Below are 19,699 nucleotides of genomic sequence, written 5' to 3'. Positions count from 1 at the left end.
TACCACCGCGCACCCCCCCGCCTCGCCGACGAGACGGACGCCGGCCCCGCCGGCGACCCGGACGTCCTGGCGCGGAGCGCCGCCGTGGACGACGCCGCGCAGACCGCCCACCTCGTCCAGCGCGAGCGGCTGCGACGGCTCGGCATCGACCCCGACCAGCCGGTCGGACCCGGCGCACCGCCGACGCCGGAGGACCCGGGCCGGCGCCCGGGCGGGGCGCCGCGCTCCTCGGCCCAGGTGCGGACGGTCCGGCACGGTCTGCCCTTCCGCGGCGACGAGACCACCCTCGGCCACGACCAGGAACGCGCGCTGCGCGAGGCCGTCCGGCAGATCTCCGACACCGCCCTGTCCGCCTGGGGGCACGGTGGCCGCCTGCCCGTCGTCGAGGTCGTCGGCGACCCCGGCGACGGCAGCCGAGGGGAGCGGTCCGCCGCGCTCCACAGGGCCCACGCCACCGTGAACGCCCTGACCACCCGCCTCGACCGGGTCCTGGCGGCCAGTACGCGGAACGACCGCCGTTCCCCGCTGACCGCCGCCCACCTGCAGATCACCGCCACCGTGGCGAACTCCCCGGAAGCGGAGCCGTGGCCGGGGCAGCGCCCCCCGAGGGTCAGCGTGGTGGTGGTCGGCGACGCCCAACGCCCTCCCTCCGCCGCGGAACTGGCGCTCGCCGCCGCTCCGGCCGCCTACCTGAGGCAGGCCGAGGCGTTCGAACAGCGCCTCGGCCGCCACCTGGCCTTCCACCCGCACGTGCTCCTCCAGCTGAGCGATCACGTCGATGCGCTGTGGAGGCTCCTGTCCGACCACGACAGCACCGCTCTGGAGCGGTGGGGAAGCACCGACCCCACGCTGCCCGGCGCCGCCGGGCTCGGCTCCGAGCGCGCCGCTCGCGTCCGCGACAAGGGCAACCTGCGCGAGCGGGTCGCCCTGCTCCTCTCCGGAATCGCCGTGCTGCCGGCGGAGCTGCGCGCGGCGCTCGACCTGACACCGGCGGACCCCGGCCCCGTACCCGCCGACGGCCCCGTGCCTCCACAGCCGGGTGCCCTTTCACCGCAGGACGTCGTGCCCGTGCTCAGCAGCCGCGAACGCGGTCTGGCCACCCGCCGCCGAGGCGTTCTCGGTCCTTCGCGGCTGATGTGGTCCCCGGGGACGGTGGCGCCCGCCGGCGCCCAGAGCGGTCCGGCGTCCGAGGCCGGCACGGTGGTCACGCTCCTCGAACTGGGCCGTGAACTCGGTGAGCGCGGCCACGTCCTCTTCGACGCCCGCCTGACCTTCCTCGCCGCGCTCGCCTACCACCTCACCACCGGCACCGGCACCTTCGACCAGGTCATGGCCGCCGCCGACGCCTGGGACCGGCGGCACGGCCGCCTCTACGGCCTGCGCCGCAGGGAAGGGCGCAGCCGCTACCTGGCGCTCGCCGACGGCGTGCTGGACGAGACCGAACTCCGGGCCAACGCCGGTGTCGGCGGCCGTCTGCCCCACGAGATCGCCCTCGAACCGGTCCTCGCGAACGCCGGACCGGCCCACTCCCTCCTGGAGCTCTTCGGGATCCCTCCGCACGCCTTCGGGGAGCTCCTCGTCGCGGCGGGCGGCCGGGCCGTGCGGCCCCCTGCCGGCGCACCGCTCGAACAGCGCGCCGCGTGGACCCGCCTGCGCGACCACCACCTCGACACGTGGTCCGCCCACTGGTCGGCCCAACAGGCCCACCGCCTCGCCCGGGAACTCGCCCGAGCGAACGCCGGAGGAACGGAGGCTTCCGTCACCAGGGCCGACGAGGCCGTGGCGGAACGCGCGCTGCGAGTGGCGGAGCGGGACCTGGCCGACCTGGGCCTCGACCCCCTCGACCTGCGTCGGCTGCTGCACGACGTCCTCGACGGTCTGGTGGACCTGTCCGACCCCCTCCCCGCCGATGGCCCGCCCGTCGCCGGCCCCGCCGGCGGCGATGCCGCCGTCCCCGTCACCGTCCCCGCAGACGCAGACGCAGACGCAGACGCAGACGCAGACGCAGACGCAGACGCAGACGCAGACGCAGACGCAGACGCAGACGCAGACGCCGGGGCGGCGGCCGCCCAGGCCGCGCCGCGGACCCCGGCCGAGGAGCGGGAAGCCGCCGCCGCCGAGTACCGGACCTCGCTGCGGGAAGCCCAGGAGGCGATCGACGCCTACCGGCGGCGTCTCTCCGATCACGCCGACGCCTCGGTCCCGCCCGCCCTGCCGGACCGGCTGGACGCCTGGGCCCGGGCCGCCCGGCGGTGGGAGCGGTCGACCGCGCAGGCGGACGGCGCCACGGCGCCGGGCGGCCCCGGCCCCCGGCCCCTGCCCGCGGAGGAGCTCGCCCGGAGCTTCACCGTACGGATCGCCGGCCCCTCCGCCGTCCTGCCGGGCCAGGAGGGCGAGGACGAACTCCGCCGCGCCGCCGCGTACGCCACGGCGCACGCCCTGGCGGCCTGGCGGCAGGACCGCCTGCTGCCGGTGATCCGGGTGACCGGCTTCCCGGGACACGGCACGGACGGGGCCCGCCTCTACGGAGGCGCCGCCGCCGACGCCGCCGCCAACGCCCTCCTGTTCCTGATCGCCCGTCGGATCGCCCGCGCCCAGAGCCGGGTGCGCGAGGCATGGCTGCGCCCCGACCGCGTCCCGATCGTCTCGGTCGCCTCCTCCGGCCCCTCCGACGGACCGGCCCGTGCGCGGATCGACGTGCTTCCCCAGTACCGTGCCGCCGCGCCCACCGCCCTCCAGGCGCGGATCGAGTACCGGGAACGGTCCGAGGAGTTCGAGCGCCGCCTCGTGCGGTACGCCCTCCGGCGCCCCGAGGCGCACGAACTGGCGGAGCGGCTGGCCGCCGCCGTCTGGCGGCGCGTCACCGCCGGACCGACGGAGGACGGCCGGCGCCTCGTCCTGCCCGGCCGGACCCGCCGGGACATGGAGGAGATCGTCCGCGCCGGCGGCCTCGGCGACCGGATGGCCCTGGTCCGGCGAGCGGCGGTGCTGGGGCTGCTCGGCGGCCGCCCCGCCCCCGGCGGCCTGCTGCGGACCGCGACGGAGCGGAGCCCCGGCACCGACCGGCCCCTCGCCCCGCCGCCCGGCGTGGCCCTGGCCGCCCCGTACCAGGGCCAGGCCCAGGAGGACGGCGGCCTGGTCGGCGGCGGCCCCTCCGCCGACCTGTGGGACATCCTCACCCTGGGCCTGCGGATCTACCCGGACCTCGACGTGGACCTCCAGGAACTCCGGCTGCTGGCCGCCGCCTTCCTCGCCTCGGAGGACGGCGGGCCCAGCCTGCACGACGCGCTGTGGACCGCCGACCGGTGGAACGAGCGGCACGACATGGCCTTCGGACTCGAGTACGCCTCAGGCCTCGACCGCTACCGTCACCTCGCGCCCCTGACCGTCACCGAGCTGCGCTCCCAGGTCGCCGAACAGGGCATGTTCCCCGAGGAGATCGCCTGGACCGCGGGCGCCGGCGTTCCCGACGGCCCGTCCGCCGCGTCCGACCTGCTGCGCGCCCACGGTCTCGACCCGCTCGCCTGGGAGCAGGCCCTGGACGACGCCGCTGGCGGCGTCCGGCCCTCCCTGGCAGACCTCACCGCCCCGGGGTTCCCCGGTGACCGCCTCCAGGCCTGGGCCGCCCACTGGAACGCGCGCGCCGCCGAGCAGTGGGCCCGTGACGACGCGTTCGCCAGGGTCGGCAGGGAGCCGTGGAACCCGGGGCCCCGCGCCCGCGCCGGCCTGCCGCTCGAGACCCACGTGCGGCTGAGGGCGGAGGCCGCGCGACGGCTGCGGGCCTGGGGCCTGACCGCGGAATCGGCCGACACCCTGCTGCGTGACCACCTGGCGTCCCGTCGGGTCCTGCCGGCGGACGCGGACGCCCGTCCCCCCGCGGACCCCCGGATCGACGGCGTCGACGCCCGTGACGCGGAGCTGAGGGAAGCCGCCGAACGGTACACCGAGGCCGCCGACCGGGCGGCCGTCGCCGCCGCCCGGATGCGCGAGGTCCTCGCCAGAGCGGCCCACCCGCGACAGCCCGGAAGCTCACGGCACGCCCAGGAGGAACAGGAGAGCCGCCGCGACTACGCCACCGCCGCGGCGGCCTGGGCCGCGGCCCGGGACGTCCTGATCGGCCTGGGCGTCGACCCCGCCGACCCCTACCACAAGGGGGTCCCGCTGGAGGACGACCCCGACTACCGCCGCTTCCAGGGCCTGTTCGGCGCCGCCGGGCACCACCCGGACCTGCACCGCGGCGCCGACCTGAACCTGTCCGCCGTGATCGCCTTCGACGCCGCCTCGACCGGGATCACCCCCCGGCAGCAGGACACGGTGGAACGCCTCGCCACGGTCCTGGCCGACCTCGCCGTCGCGGCCCACGAGCAGGACCTGGACCTGCCCGCGGTGGAGATCCGCGGGGACAGCAACGCCCCCGGCGTCCTGGGCACGGCCCGGCGCCGCGCCACGGCCGTCGCCCGAGCGTTGTCCGACCGGACCCTCCGGATCCTCCGGTCGCGCAGGGCGGCGGGACACGACGTGCCGCGCCTCGGCGCCCTGCCCATCACGCTGGCCACCGGACCCGCGCCGGGCGACGCCGCGGCCGCCGGAGGCGCACAGGAGCGCCGCAGGGCGACCATCACCCTTCGCCCCGCCGCCGGCCGGACCCGTACCGTTCCGCCGCCCGCTCCGGCGGGCTGGGAACCCGTGCCCGCCGAGCCCGTCGACCTGGCCCGCATCCGCTACCAGGAGGCCGCCGAGCGCTTCGAGCGGCGCCTGGCCGAGCACGTCATCGAGCATCCGCTCGTACGGGAGCAGCTCTCCCGGCTCGCCCTTCGCGCCGCGCAGGTGGTCACTCAGAAGGACCCCGCGGAGATCTCCCGACTGGGATGGCCGGACCCCGCCGTCTCCGGCGCCGTGGGAGTGCGGCCCGAGACGGTCGCCGAAGCGGTCCGCGAGGGCAACAGCAGGGAACTGCTCGTGATCCTGGGCAATTACGTCGGACTCCAGGACTTCTTCCCCCTGCCTCCCTGGTTGCCCGAGATCATCCGCACACGCCCCCAACGCCGCGTCGTTTCCGACACCCATGTCCCCCGCACCCCGGTGAGCCCCTCCGACACGGTCCCGGAACTGAGCCCGCGTGAACGGATGTTCGTCGTCGACCCCGCCGACGGTGGTCTGCGGTGGCAGCGGGCCCTGGACAGCATCGACATCCCGCTCGTCCGCGACGTGCACGAGATCGCCCAGGGCACCGGCGGACAGGTGTGGACCGCCATTTCGAGCTCGGTCACCCTGCTGCTCAACATCGCGCACGGGCTCCAGCGGCTCGGCGTGCCGACGGACCTGGCGCTCGTCCGCGACGCGATGGCGGCCGCGTGCGTCCTGGAAGGCCACCATTCCTTCGGCGAGGTCATGGCGGGAGCGGCCGCCTGGGCCGCCTACGCGGGCGTCGAAGGCCTGGAGTACGAGGACGGGTACGACCGCTATCTCCGGATCGCGCCGTTCGGGGAGGCGTACCTGCGGGAGAACGTGGCGGAGGGCGGACTGTTTCCCCACGAGATCGCCTGGAGCGCCTTCCTCGCCGACCGGGAGGACGCCCCCGCCGCCGACGGACTCGCACTGCTGCGCAGTCTCGATCTGACGCCCGAGAGCTGGCAGGCGCAGCTCGACCGCCTCGCGGCCGGCCGTCCCGCGGCGGCCGGGGCCGACGCGCTCATGGCGACGTGGAACGCCTATTGGGCGGCCCGGGTGCGGGAGAAGCTGCGCCAGGAGGAAGCGGCCGCGATCGCGGCCGCGGCACTGCGCGACGAGACGGCCCGACAGCAGGCCGGGGAGACGGTGGAAGAGGCCCGGCTGGAGAGGGAACGGAGCGAGCGGCGCCTGCGCGAGCTCGGCGTCAACCCCCGGGTCGCCGACCAGCTGTTCGAGGACTGGGCCGGCCTGGGGCCGCTGCTGCGCTCCGACGCACCGCCACCGCGGCCCACCGGCCCTCAGCAGACCCTGCTGGAGGCGGTCGGACTGCGCGCGCTCGCCCTGCCCCGTCGCGCCGACAGCCTGATGCACGCCCTGGCCGTGACGCTGGACTGGCTGCCGAAGGACCCCGACGACATCACGGGCGCCGCGCTCGCCGGCAGCGTGCGGCAGATGTTCCTCCGGGCCACGCGGGAAGCGCTCGCCCGAAGCAACCTGTGGGGGCCGGCTTCGGTCGCCCTCACCGAGCTGCGCGCCGTGAACCGGTACGAGGCGGAGCAGCGGGCACGGGCCCGGGCCGAGGAGGAGCGGACACGCCATGAGGCGGAGGAAGCCCTCCTCGCCAAGGTCGGTCCCCTCCCCGGGCAGGAGCCCCCGATCCCGCTGGAGACCCCCTCGTTCCCCACTTCCGACCGGGCCGCGCGGCTGCGCGAACTGGCGGAGGAGGAGTACGGCTCCGTGCTCGCCCTGTCGAGCACGGAGCGCAGGGACGAGCTGCTGCGCCTGCTGCGCACCCGTGAGACACCCGCGAGCGTCCAGCTGTTCGCGACCGTCGGCGCCCAGCTGTTCGCGACCGCCTCCCCGCGGGTCCCGGGGGCGGTGCGGCTCCTGCTCCCCGACGGGGGCCTGTACCCGACGGGCGAGCTGTCCCCGCAGGACGTCATCGTGGGCCAGGTCGACGACCCGGACGCCCATCCGGCCCGCTGGTTCGCCACGCGGTCGTCGCCGGAGGACGGCGGAACACGGCCTCCCGGCCTCCCGGACGGGGCCGGCGGTCCGCCGCCCCCTTCCGCCGGCCCTTCCCCCGCACCGGACCCGGACGGCGACCGGCGTGCGACCGCGCCCGCCGTGGCGGGCCTCTCGGAGGAAGGACGCCCGCGGAGCGTCCCGGAGTCCGCGATCACCCTGGAACCGCTGCGGGACGCCGACGGGCGCACCGTCGGCTTCGCCTCCTTCCCGCGGGGCGCCGCGCACCGCCGGACCCTGCTGCGGGCCGCCGAACTGCGCGACGCCCCCGTCCACCTCCTGGACCGCCGCAGGCCCGGGGCCGCGCGGACGCCCGGGGAGGACGGCCCGGCCCCTTCCCGTACCGTCGGCGCCGCCGTACCCGCCCCCTGGCACGGTCGGCGGCCCCCGCTGGTCTTCGCCGCCCACGGCGACGCGCGAAGCGTGACGCTGGACGTGGGCGGCGCGGCACTGCGCGTCGGCCCCGAGCAGCTCGACGCGCTGATCACCCGACGCGTCCGCGCCCTCGGCGAGGACCCGCGCACGCCCCTGATCCTCGCCGTCTGCGACACCGGCGCCCGACACCCGGACGGAATCCCGCCGTTCGCGCAGCGGCTCGCGGACCTCCGGCGGGGCAACGTCTACGCGGCCGACTCGCGGGTCCTGCTGGACGCGCCCCCCGGCGCGCCCCTGCGAACCCTGCTCGACCCCCTCCTCACCCCCGGCGGAGCACCTGCCTGGCACGCCTTCGTCCCCGGAGCCGACGCCCCCGTCACCGCCCTGCCGCGGCCGTTCGACGTTCCGTACGCGGCCCCCCGGGTCGAAGGGCGGCAGACCGTCGTCCTGGCCGCCGCCGCTCCCTCCCCGTCCGCACCCCGGTCGGCGCCGTCGCCCGCGCCCGCGCCCCCGCCCGTTCCCCCGGCCGTCGAGTCACCGGCGGACGCCGCCGATCGCCTCGCGGCCAGGCGGCTCCACCGGCCGCCGGACTCCGTCCTGGAGCCGGGCTTCCACCAGGCCCTGGGACCCTCCCACACGTCCTTCCCGGACGGCGAGGTACCGCGGCGCGTCCGGAACCTGGTCCTCGAAGCCCTGGACGACACGGAGGAGAGCGCGGCCCGGGGCTTCGTCGCCGAGCACCTGTCCGACCTCCGTCTCGGCACCGGCGCCCAGCAGGCCGTCGGCGACCGGCTGGTGGTGCGCGGCCGTGTCGACGGCCGGGCCGTCGTGGTGACCGTTCGGCTGAGGCTGGGGTCCTGGACGCAGGTCACCACGCCGCGCGGGCAGACCCGGGAGCAGGCGGCCGCGGGTGACGCCGTGGACTCCGCCGCGGAGATTCGGATCAGCCAGACCCTCCGCTACGAGGACGGCGAGGCCGGGGGCACCGGCGCCTCCCGGTCGGGCGGCGCCGCCACCAGCCTCTCCGGCGGTGGCGGCCTGGGCGGGGGAGTGGTGTCCAACGTCAGCGGCTTCGTGCAGAAGCTGTTCTCCCTCCGGAACGTCTCCGTCTCCTCCTCCGTCGAGTCGCCGGCCTCCACCGAAAGGGTCGTCAAGCACTCCTCGTACCGGTCGGTCGCCTTCGACTTCACCGCCGGCGTCGACGTGGTCGTCCAGCGCGAGGGCCGCCCGGGACGCCAGTTCCAGGAGATCGTTCCCCAGGGAGTGCGGGTCCGCTTCCCCAGGGAGAGCCTCGGCTGGGCCCCGAATCCCGACGCGGAGGACCAGCGGGAGGAGTTCACCGACCGCGACGGCTGGGCGCGGGCGTACGGCGTCGCGGAGGCCGGGCCGGACGACGAGGCGCTCGGGGCGGCCCTCTCCGCCGCCCGCGACCGGAGGCGTCCCGAGGACGGGCTCTCCCAGCGGTTCCAGGAGTGGAACGCCGGAGCCCCGGTGCAGCCCGTCACCGTCGTCGGCGCCGACACGCCGCCCGTGGTGCTGCCCCGGCTCGCCTGGGTGGAGTCGGTCTCGGGCACCGCGGGCTTCCGGGCCGCGGTCCTGACCGCCGCGGGCCTGCACAGCGCTCAGGTCACCCACCGGGCGGCGCAGGTCCTGGACCGCTTCGTCTCCGTCGACAGCCTCGCCGCCGGCCTTCTCCAGGCCGCGGCCGGCGGCCTGCGCTCCGCGCCGCTGGAGGGTCCGGGAGTCCGGGATTCCCGGACGATGGTCGAAGTGTCCGCCGCGTTCCACAACCCCGTCCCCCTGGACGAGCGGCCCGACGTCTTCACCCGGGCGGATTCGGCCGACACCACGGTCGTCTCCGCCTCCACCTCGTCCACCGGCACCGACCGGACCGACCTGTCCGGCGGCTTCTCCGTTCCCGGCGTACGCCTCGGCCGCGAAGGCAGCTCCGTGTCGCCGGTGGTCACCTTCGGGCGCGGAAGTTCTATGGCCTTCACCCAGGACGTCCCCCACAACGCCGTCCAGGTGAGCAAGAACAAGACGTCGGAACCCACCAGGGTCGTGGCCTTCGACGTGCGCCTCACGGTCGACGGCCGCACCGACCGCCCCCACGTCCTCTGGGTGAGGGCCCGGGTCCGGCTCCTCGCCGACGACGCCCAGGCGCTGCTCGCCGCGGTGCGGCGGGACGCCCCGGCGCCCGGTGACACGCGGCCCCCGGCGCGTGCGTCTTCCGACGCCTCCGCCGCCTCCGACGCGGACGCCCCCGCGGACGCTTCCTCGGCGCGGTCCTCGGTCGAGTCCCTCCCGCGGTCCGCCGGTTCCGCGTCCCGACCGGTGTCCTCCGGCCCGGGGGTTCCGGCGGACCCCGAGTGGGAGCTCCGCCGCTCCGCCGAGCGGGCGCTGCGCCTGCCCGCCCACTTCGGCACCTGGGCGCCGCCGAACCTGCGTGTCTCGTGGATCGACCCCACCCGGGCGCGGCAACTGCTGCGCCAGGTGACGGACATGGTCTCCGCCCGCCACCCCGGCTACCTCGCGGCGGCGGGCGAGGACCACAGGTCGATGCCCTGGGCCGTCAACCACCGCGCCCTGGCCGACGCCCTGGCACCCGACGCGCTCGCCCGGCGTCTGAACCAGCTCGTCAACGGGGGGCTGCTCGTACCGCTCGTCCGGGACGGGCGACGCGTCCTGGTCCGGATCCGGGCCTCGTTCCCCCCGGAGGAGATGACCTGGGTCGACACGCGCCGCATCCAGTCCGAGGTCTACCTGGGATCCGGCGGCGGGCTCGGGGTCACCAGCACCCGCGGCAGCGGCCTCGGGTTCAACCTGGTCGTTCCGGCCTCCGTCGCGGAGGCGGGCGAAGGGCTGCTGCGCCGCCTCGACGTCCGCCTCACCACCCGCCTTCCGAACTGGTCGAGCACGAGTGGGCAGGCTTCGAGGTGGGGCACCGCCGGAGCGTCCGGCGGCGGCAGCGACTGGTCCGCCGAATTCTCCGCGCGCCTCCGTTTCACCGTGTCGGTGCACGGTACGGAGAGCCCGCTGCGGTACGACGGCGCCGAGCCGCCCGCGGACCCCCCGGCCGCCGCTCCCACGGACGACGTCGCGATGCCGGGGGCCTACCCGCCCGACGCGCGGGCGCGCACCGACGCACCGGTGACGACGACCCTCTCGGCGCGTCTGCTCCTCGCGGAGGACACGCTGGAGGAACGGGACCCGCTCACCGGGGAGTACCACCCGGTTCCCGGTTTCCGCAGCGAGGAGAGCGACGGCGTACGCCGCCGGGTGCTGAGGCAGAGGGCGGAGAGCAGGCCCGGACGCGTACGGATTCCGGAGGCCGGCCTGGTGATGGCCGCCACCTCCGAGCTGACCCGGGTGTTCGACCGGCGCCTCGCGGAACGCGGCGTTCCCGCCCTGGACCCCGAGGTGCGGGCCTGGGCGCACACCCTGCTGACGGGACTGGCCGGCCGGCTGCGGGACTTCGACGGCAGGACGCTGACCGTCTGGCAGGGCCGGATCGGCACCACCGCCTTCGGACTCCCGCGGATGGCGGCCCTCAGGTTCCGCGTGGACTTCCGCGATCCGACGCTCCTGGGAGAGGCCAGTGGCGGTTTCACCTACCAGCACCTCAAGGGAGACGTCACCCTCGGTGAGAGCGACACCAGCGAGCGCAACGCGTGGGGCGCGAGCGTGGCGGCGGGCCTCCCCCTCAGGGCCGGTTCCGACTCCGTCACCGTGTGGGGGGCGGGAAACCTGGGTTTCGGCCGGTCCCTCGGTCTCGGCACCGCGTCCCAGGCGGGCCAGGACGTCGTCGACATCGACGTCGGCACGCACAGCTGGTTCCGGGCGGAAGCCGGCCTGACCCTGGAGGTCGACACCTGGACCGACCAGCCGCTCGGAGCGCTCGGCCCCTGGGTCTCGGACGCGCGCAGGGACCCGCACACCGATTCCGACTCCCTCACCGTCCCGAGCCTGCTGCTGCTTCCCGCGGGGGACACCGCGGGGTTCGGCCTCCGTGCCGCGGACACGGACACGGACGCGGACACGGCGCCCGCGGGCACGGACACGGACGCGGCGCCCGCGGACACGGCGCCCGCGGTCACGGACACGGACGCGGCGCCCGCGGACACGGCGCCCGCGGTCACGGACACGGACGCGGTGGCGGACACGGACACGGTGGCGGACGGCCCCGGCCCCTCCGGCACGCCCGCCACGACGGACGAGGAGACCGGAGGCGAGCCGACCGCTCCCGGACCACCGCGGACGCCGTCACCGGCCGCCCCCGCGTACGCCCTCCCGCCGGAAGTCCAACGAGGGCACGGACTCGACCACGGCGTCCTCAGCAGCCTCCCCGACCTGCGTCCCTTCGCCGACCAGGTGATCTCCGCCGTCGAACCGCTGATCGACGCGGCCCACGTGAGAGCCCTACGGGACCAGCTCGACCAGCTGACCGCCCGGCGCGGCACGGCGGCCCTGCTGTCCGCGCTGCTCGCCGGAGAGGTGCCGCTCTTCGTCCCCCACCGCGACGCCTTCACCGAGTCCACGGTCTTCGTCCTCCTCAGCGCCTCGGCCCACGGCGGAGCGCACACCGGCGCGCTCCCGTCGGACCACGTGGTCGAGCGCAAGAGCGCGGTCGCCGGCCGTTCCGCGGAAAGCCGGAGCACGACGGTCGGCAGAGGGGCCACCGGACAGGTGATCGGCAGCGGCGCCTTCGACCGCTGGGACACCGTCCGCGACGCGGTCGGTGTCCTCTCCGGCGGCGCCACGTGGAACCGGACGGTCACGCGATCCGGTGCCCACGAGGACGAGAGCGGCGTCGCGATGCTGACCGTGGGCAGGCTGCACGGCTTCCGGTTCCAGCTCGACCTGCGAGCGGAGATCTCGGTGCACCGTGCCGTCGTCTCGCTGCCCTTCCTCTCCCTCGCGCCCCTGCCGGTACGAGCGCTGGGGACGCTGCTCCCGACGATCGGCCGGTCCACCCGCGTTCCGGTCAGCAGCCGCGAGCCGCAGTCCTTCACCCTGGCCTATCCCGAGCAACTGCTCAGGCCGGCCGCCGGAGAGGGGACGGAACAGGCCGTGCTCCCGGAGCTCACGGTCACCGCACCGGTGTGGCTCGGCCCCTCGACCGAGCTCGCTCCCGCCGCCGCCCTGGACGGGGAGATCCTCCGGGAGGCGGTCGTCGGGACGGTTGCCGGGGCGACCCGGCTCCGGCACGCCGCGGAGCAGTTGTTCGACGGCTACCATCCGGTCTTCCGCGTCCCGCTCGCCCCGCATTCCTGGGAGGGCGGACGCGACCGGCTGCGCAACCGGCTGGCGACCGCCCTCACCAGCACGTGGATCGGCAATCGACTGCCCGAGCTGCTGTTGGGCCACAGCGTCGCCGTCCGCCTCGAGATACCCCAGTGGGCGTGGACCCAGGGGGTCGAACTCGTCGTCGGCCTCGACCTCCTCGACGCTCGCGTGGAGGAGGAGCCGGACGGGACGGCCGCCGAACTGCCCGGAGTCATCGTCAAGAACGTCCAGCAGTCGCAGGACGAGGCCAAGGTGGAACAGAGCCGCACACTCGGCGGCAGCCTGGCGCTGACCGGACGCACCACCCAGGGCGACCTCCGCGGCGTGCCGGACCCGCGTGCGCGGGGCGCCCTGAACACCGCGACCGAGGGACTGGGCCTCCAGGGCGAGACCGGTCGCACCGGTTCCGGTCGCAGCGGAGGCGGCAAGAGCGGCAACCAGAGCGGCCGCAAGACCACCGGCCGCGCGTTCCGCAAGGTGTTCCTCGACCGGCTGCGCTGGCGCATGTCCGTCGACCTGCCGTCAGCCGGGCCGCGTGGCCTGGCCGTCGAGTTCCATCCCTTCGCCGCCAGCCTCTACCTGCCCGCGGACCAGGCCGATCGGCTGATCGCCGCAGTGGAGGCCGCACGACGGGCCCGGGCCGCCGTCCCGGCCTCCGCGGCACCCTCCCCGTCCCCCGGGCCCACGACGCCGGCCGGCGGACCGGCGGCGCCCGCGCCGGCCGACGACCCCCCGCCCCCCGCTCCGCAGGACGACCACGCCTCCGCGGAACCGGCGGCGGCCGCCCTCCCCGTGCCGCACGACACGGAGGAATCCGGTACGCGCGAAACCACGACCACGACCGAGGCCGAGGCCGCCGCCCCGGCGACGCCGCCCGGGGCCACCCCCGCGAGCCGGATCCGCGCGCTGTCGGCGCCCGGCCCCGGACGACCGCCGGCGGTCACGGGCCGTACCTCCGACGGAGAGGAGCGCCGCGTTCCCGACGCCGCCGTGGCCACGACCCCCCTCCACGACAGCCGCGGAGCGACCGTCGGCTTCGCCTCGTTCCACGACTCCGACCTGAACGGCGCCCGCCGCAGGGCCGGCGAGCTGCCCCGGGTGGCCGCGGCCGGGTACCGGGGCCGACGGGGTCCCGGCACCGCCCTCCGCACCCCCTGGTCCGCCGACGCGCTGGTCATGGCCGTGCACGGAGCCGCCGGCACGGTGGTGCTCTCCGCCGGCGGCCGGGACCTGCACGTCACGCCCGAGGAGCTCGCCTCCTTCGCCCGCCGCCGCACCGCCGCGCTGACGGCGCCGGACGCCCCACCGCGACCGGTCATCCTCGCCGCGTGCGGTGCGGGCGGCACCGCCTCCCCGCCGGCGGACCCCGACGGCGCGCCCGGGGGGAGCGAGTTCGCCCAGCGTTTCGCGGACGCCTACGGAGCCGAGACGTACGCCCCGGACGGCCGCACCTACCTCCACGAGCACCCGACCGCCGGACTGGTGTCGCTCTTCGACGACGTCGCCCCCGTGAGTCCCGCGGCCGACACCGGCCGGGAGGCGGCCCCCCGGACGGACGCCGCTCCGGTGCGGCCGGCGCCGCCCCGGTGGCGCGTGTTCAGGCCGGGCGGACACGGTCCGGTCGACGGCGTCCCCGAAGCCGTCGCCGACCACCCGGCGATCTCCGCCGACGCTCCGGTCTCGGCCCTCTCCGCGCCGCCGCCCGCCAGGGAGACCGAGGTCCTGACGAGCCGTCTCTTCACCCTGGAGGAGCTCCCCGGCGCCGTACGGGGTCCGCTGGTGTCCCGTCCCGCGCCCTGGGCCCTGGCGGGCGGCCCCGCGCCCTTCCCGGTCTGGGCACAGTTGCAGCCGGACGGGACGTCCGTCCTGCTCCAGGGCGCGGACCGGCTCGAGCAGCCGCTCCCGCCCGGACGGGGATCGCTCGCCGACCCCCGCGTGGAGGCGCTCCCGGCCGGAGTTCCCCTGGTCGTGGTCGGCACGCACGGCGGGGCGAACGCCGGCGAGCGGCTCGCCCGCGTCCTGGCCTCGCGCTTCCAGCGTCCCGTCTGGGCCCCCACCGGGCGGGTGGAGCTCCAGACCGGCCGGGACCGCGTCACCCGGATCGTGCGGGTCCTGCGCCCCGGCGAGCCGGCCGGCGACTGGATGCTGGTCACGCCCGAGGACGGGGCCTTCCGGCCGCCGCGCCTCCTCGGCGACCCGGGCGCCCGCACCGCCGAGACCGACCTCGTCCTGCACGCCGTGGTGGACGCCCGGCACCGGGTCATCGGCCGCGCGGGCCTCGCCCCGGCGCTCTGGGCCGCGGAGGAGCCGCACGCGCGCGCGCTCGGCACCAGGGGCGACTTCCGCGTCCACCGGATCCAGGGCGGCCGCGAGACCACGCTGGGCGCCGGGCTCCTCGTACCGTGGCCCACCGGGGCCCGCCCGGTCACCTTCTACCGTTTCACCGGCGACGGACGCAGGGTGGACGTGCCCACCCGCTCCGGGACCATCACGCTGACGGGCCGGAAGTTCGGCGCGCTCGTGCGCCGCGACCCCGTCGCCCGCGAGGGCTCGGGCATCGTGCTCCTCATCGACCGCGCCGCCGCCCCCTTCGACGGGAGGCGCCCGCTCGCCCAGCAGATCGCCGACGCCCTCGCCGACCCCAGCGGCCGCCACACACCGGTGTGGGCCGTCACCGACCAGGTCGACAGCCGGCTCACCGTGCGCCGCACCGCACTCCGCCCCGGCTTCCACGTCGACGACGGACCCCGGTGGTGGCTCTTCCGCGCCGGCGCCGCGCCCCAGCCCGTCACGCCTCCCCCCGGCCCCGACCCGGACGTGCTCCGGGCGCTCCGCCGTCTCGTCCTCTCCCGGTCGGAGGGCCTGGACCGGTTGTTCTCCTCGCTCAACCTCTCGGGCGAGAACGGGACGGCGGCCGCCGGGCACGCCGGTGAGGCGGGCGGTCCCACCGGCGGTGCCCGCCGGCCGGGCGCGGAGCTCGTCGTGGAGTTCGGCGACGACGGCCGCGAACTGAGCGACCGGCAGACCGCCCGCATACGCGAGATGGCGACCGAACTGGCCCGGGAACTGCGCCTGTGGGCCGAACTGCGCCCGTGGCGGAGTTCGGACGGATGGCAGTTCCCCGACTACCCCGAGATCTCCGTCGCCGGGCAGCGGACGGGCATGCTCGATTTCCGCGCGGACGAACGCGTGCGCACGGTCGCCGACCTCTTCTCGCGGAGCCTCGGCGCGGCCCTGGCCGTGGAGTCCTCCTACGCCTCCATGCCGACCGTCCGCCAGGAGGTCGGCGGCCGGGCGCCGCGACCGGCGACGAGGACCGAGCGGCCCTCCGTCACGATACGGATGAGGAGGCCCGTGCTGCCGGTCATGGAGGACCCGCCCCAGGACACCGCGCCCCCCGGCCTCACGGTCGTCCGCCTGCGGCAGGAAGCGCACGGGCCGGCCGCCGGCCTGTACTACCTGTCCAGCGGCGCCCGGCCCGAGCACGCGGAGGCACGACTCGCTCCGGGCGACCTGCAGGAGTTCACCCTGCGGCGCACGACCGGCCACGACGGGCGGCCCGCTCTGACGGCCGAACCGGTGGGCCGCGCGGTGAATCCCCCGTACGGCAGCGCCGGACAGCCGTTCGTCGTCGTCCTCACGCTCACCCCCGACGGCCGGGCCGTCCAGGGGCGGGGCCCGGACGGCCGCGGCATTCCGCTCTCCTTCGACTCCTTCGCCCGCACCGTCGCCGCCGACCCCGACCTCCTGGGCCTGACGAGCGGACGAGGAATCCTGCTCGTGGCCCCCCACGCGGCCCGAGGAGCCCTGCCGTCGGCGCTCGCCAGGGCGACCGGCCGCACGGTGCGGGCGAGCTCCGCCGAGGTCCTGTTCATGCCCCACCCCCGGCTCCACGGCGCGCTGGCCGTCGGAACGGTCACCGAGCCGGACGCGACCGCGTCCCCCTGGGCGGATTTCGTCCCGTGACGCGAAGGACCGCCGCCCGTCCGGACACGCGCCGGCCCGTCCCTTCCGACCCCGATGCGACGGACCGATGGGGCAGCGCGCTCCCGCGCGCGAGCACCGGCGTGCCCCGGCTCCTCCACACTGGCCCTGCCCACGTCCCGGGCGCGCGTCCCGCGGCCGCCCGGCGACCCCCGTCCGGATCCGCGACCAGCCAGGAGCCGAGCATGACCGACAGCAGCCCTCCGGACCCCGACACCGGCGACGCCACCGGCCTGCCGGAACTCCCCGACAGCCTGCGGCAGGCCGCCAAACTCGCGCCCGACCACTGGATCGGCCTCGTCGACCCGCAGTGGGAAGGGGAGGGCGTGCCCCCGCTCTGGGCGGTCACCGGCGAATGGCGCACCGACGAGGACGGCGAACCGGTGGAGTGGCGGGAGAACGAGGAGTACCGGCCGTCCCCCGCCGCCCTCGGTCTGCCGGACCCGCTGGACCCGGTGGACCGCGCCCTCCAGCGGGCGGTCACCGGCTACGGCCCCGCCGAGGACGTCCCGGCCCGGCTCGCCGCGGCCCAAGTGGCGGTGTTCAGCGACCCCTCGGGCGACCTGCTGGCCACCACCACCGTCGAGGGCCACCCGGTGGTGCCCGTGTACTCCTCACCCGCGTACGCGCGCGCCGCCGGCCCGTTCGCCTTCCGCGTGCTCGGCGTGCCCGAACTCGTGGACCAACTGCCGCCGGAGCACCGGCTGTACGTGAACCCGACCGCACCGGTCAGCATGATGATGGAGCCCGTTCCGCTGGCGGAAGCCATCGCGGCCGCCGCCGACGCGGCGGACGAGGAGGAGAACGAGCCGCCGGAGACGGCGACCGACCCGTTCGCCGACGCTCCCCCCGCCGACCCGGAGGAGGCGTCGCCGACCGACTCCGACACGCCGCCCCGCACCGTTCAGCGGCCGGTGGAGACCGTCTCGGCCGAACTCCCCGACGGCACCTGATCCACGACCGCGCGGTGGTCACGGCGGACGGATCGCCCTTACGGGTAGCGGGCGGGAAGCGAAGAGGCAGCGGATGCCGGGTGACGCGACCGAACACCCGTCCACCCCCCTATACCTGGGAGAACGCCCGGCGTCCCGACCGCCCCCGCGCGTTCGCTTCCGAGAGCGGGACGCGCACCGCCCCGGCACGGATCCGCACCCGGACGCACCGGATCAGCGCCCCCTCAGGAGACTCCCGTGGACACACCCGTCACCATCGATCCGACCGGTCAGGACATCAAGGGAGAAGTGGAGCGGCTGCGGGCGCGCGGCCCCGTCGTCCGCGTCACCCTGCCCGGAGGGGTCGACGCCTGGCTGGTCCTCTCCCACCAGCTGATCAAGGGCCTGCTGACCGACGACCGCGTGTCCAAAGACCCCCGGCAGCACTGGCCGGCGTTCCGCGACGGCGAAGTGGACCCGAGCTGGTCCCTGTACACGTGGGTGGCGGTCGTCAACATGTTCACGGCGTACGGGGCCGACCACGCGCGGCTGCGCCGCCTGGTGGCGCCGGCGTTCACCGCGCACCGCACTCGGGCCATGCGCCCCAGGATCGCCCGCATCACCGGGGAACTGCTGGCCGACCTCGCGCACACCCCGCCCGGCGCCGTCGTCGACCTCCGTGAAACCCTCGCCCGGCCACTGCCGCTCCGGGTGATCTGCGAGCTGCTCGGCGTTCCCGAAGGACTTCGCTCCCAGCACTGCCGGGCCGTCGACGGCGTGTTCGCCACCAACGCCTCCCCGGAAGAGACGGTCGCCCACCAGAAGCTCCTCCACGACCTCCTGGGCGAGCTGATCGAGACCAAGCGCGCCCGGCCCGGCGACGACCTCACCAGCGACCTCGTGGCGACCCGGGACGAAGGCGAGGGCCTGTCGGAGCAAGAGCTGGTCGACACCCTGCTGCTCGTCCTGTCGGCCGGGTACGAGACCACGGCCAACCTCATCGTCAACGCCGTGCACGCGCTCCTGACCCACCAGCACGACCGCGAGCTCCTGCGGACCGGAGCGGTCGACTGGGACGACGTCGTCGAGGAGACCCTCCGATGGGCGCCGAGCGTCGCGCACCTGCCGCTGCGCTACGCCGTCGAGGACATCGAGCTGCCGGACGGCACGGTCATCTCCCGGGGGGACGCCGTCGTGGTGTCGTACGGGGCCGCCGGGTGGGATCCGCAGCACTACGGCTTCACCGCGGGCATGTTCGTCCTCGACCGCCCGAACAAGGACCACCTGGCGTTCGGACACGGGGTCCACCGCTGCCTCGGCGCCCCGCTGGCCCGAGCGGAGGCGGCCGCCGCCCTGCCCGCCCTCTTCGCGGCCTTCCCCGACCTCCGGCTGGGCGTTCCCGAGGAGGAGCTGAGACCCGTCGAGTCGTTCATCGCCCACGGCTTCCGCGCCCTGCCCGTGGTCCTCCGGCCGAGATGACCGGCGCGCCCGCGCCCGACCCGCCGCCACGCGCCCCGGGACCGGTGCCCGTCCTGCCCCCACGGCCTTCCCGGGCGGTACGAAAGGGCGCCCGTCACCCGCTGCGGACCCCACCGTCGGCCGATCCCCTCCTGAGTCGGCCCGCCGGGCTCTACGCTCTTCCTCCCGGTCCCGATCCCGCTCGCACGTCATCCTGATCGCACGCATGCGAAGGAGAGCCCCTTGCTGCCCCCCGACCAGCCCGTTACCACGCTGCTGATGGCCGTCGATGCGGATGACGCGCTCACCCGTCACGGGGTCGAGACCTACCTGCGCGACGCCGGACACGTCACGGTCCTGCCGAAGGAACGCAGGGCGGAGGCGGAGGTGTGCCTCTTCCTCACCACCGAAGTCACCGACGAGGTGCTCAGCCGCATGCAGCAGGCCGGCGACGAAGCCGTCGAACCGGGCATGCGGATCGTGCTGGTCGCCGACGACATCACCGAACGCCAGCTGATCCAGGCCCTGAGCAGCGGACTGGTGTCCTTCCTCGTCCGCCGGCAGGTCACGATGCCCCGGATCCGGCAGGCGGTCTGGGGCGCCCGGGCGGGCCGCGCCGAACTGCCGGGCATCTACGTGCGCGCGCTCATAGACCAGGTCAAAGCCGTGCAGCGGGACGTCCTGGAGCCCAGGGGTCTGGCCCTGGCCGGTTTCTCGACCCGGGAGGTCGCCGTGCTCAGGCTGCTCGCCGACGGGCTGGACACCGCCGCGGTAGCCGAGAAGCTCAGCTACTCGGAACGCACCATCAAGAACATCCTGGCGGCCATGATGGCGCGACTGGGCCTGCGCAACCGCGCGCACGCGGTGGCGTACGCGGCACCGCTCTTCTTGCGACGTCCGAACACGTCACTGTCCTTCCCGGTCGGATACGACCGAAGCGTATCGATTCCCACCCGTGGTGCCGTCCA

At 76.0% G+C, this 19,699-nt stretch carries 4 protein-coding genes; all 4 read left to right on the top strand.

Annotation, left to right across the window (positions count from 1 at the left end; all coding sequences use genetic code 11):
• Positions 1 to 84 precede the first annotated feature (84 nt).
• Positions 85 to 16,323, top strand: a complete 16,239-nt coding sequence (locus AB0E83_RS31405; protein ID WP_362119473.1) for a hypothetical protein — start codon at positions 85 to 87, stop codon at positions 16,321 to 16,323.
• 203 nt (positions 16,324 to 16,526) lie between these two features.
• On the top strand, positions 16,527 to 17,294 hold the full coding sequence (locus AB0E83_RS31400) for a type VII secretion system-associated protein (RefSeq protein WP_362119470.1): 768 nt from the start codon (positions 16,527 to 16,529) through the stop codon (positions 17,292 to 17,294).
• 237 nt (positions 17,295 to 17,531) lie between these two features.
• Complete coding sequence (locus AB0E83_RS31395; protein WP_362119468.1) at positions 17,532 to 18,752, top strand: cytochrome P450; 1,221 nt, start codon at positions 17,532 to 17,534, stop codon at positions 18,750 to 18,752.
• Between the two features lie 222 nt (positions 18,753 to 18,974).
• The coding region (locus AB0E83_RS31390) for a LuxR C-terminal-related transcriptional regulator (RefSeq protein ID WP_362119465.1) at positions 18,975 to 19,699 on the top strand (725 nt) is incomplete at its 3' end.

The organism is Streptomyces sp. NPDC035033, assembly GCF_040636735.1.
Lineage (GTDB): Bacteria > Actinomycetota > Actinomycetes > Streptomycetales > Streptomycetaceae > Streptomyces.
Note: the sequence above shows the minus strand (reverse complement) of the source record. Positions and strands in the feature narration are given on the sequence as shown.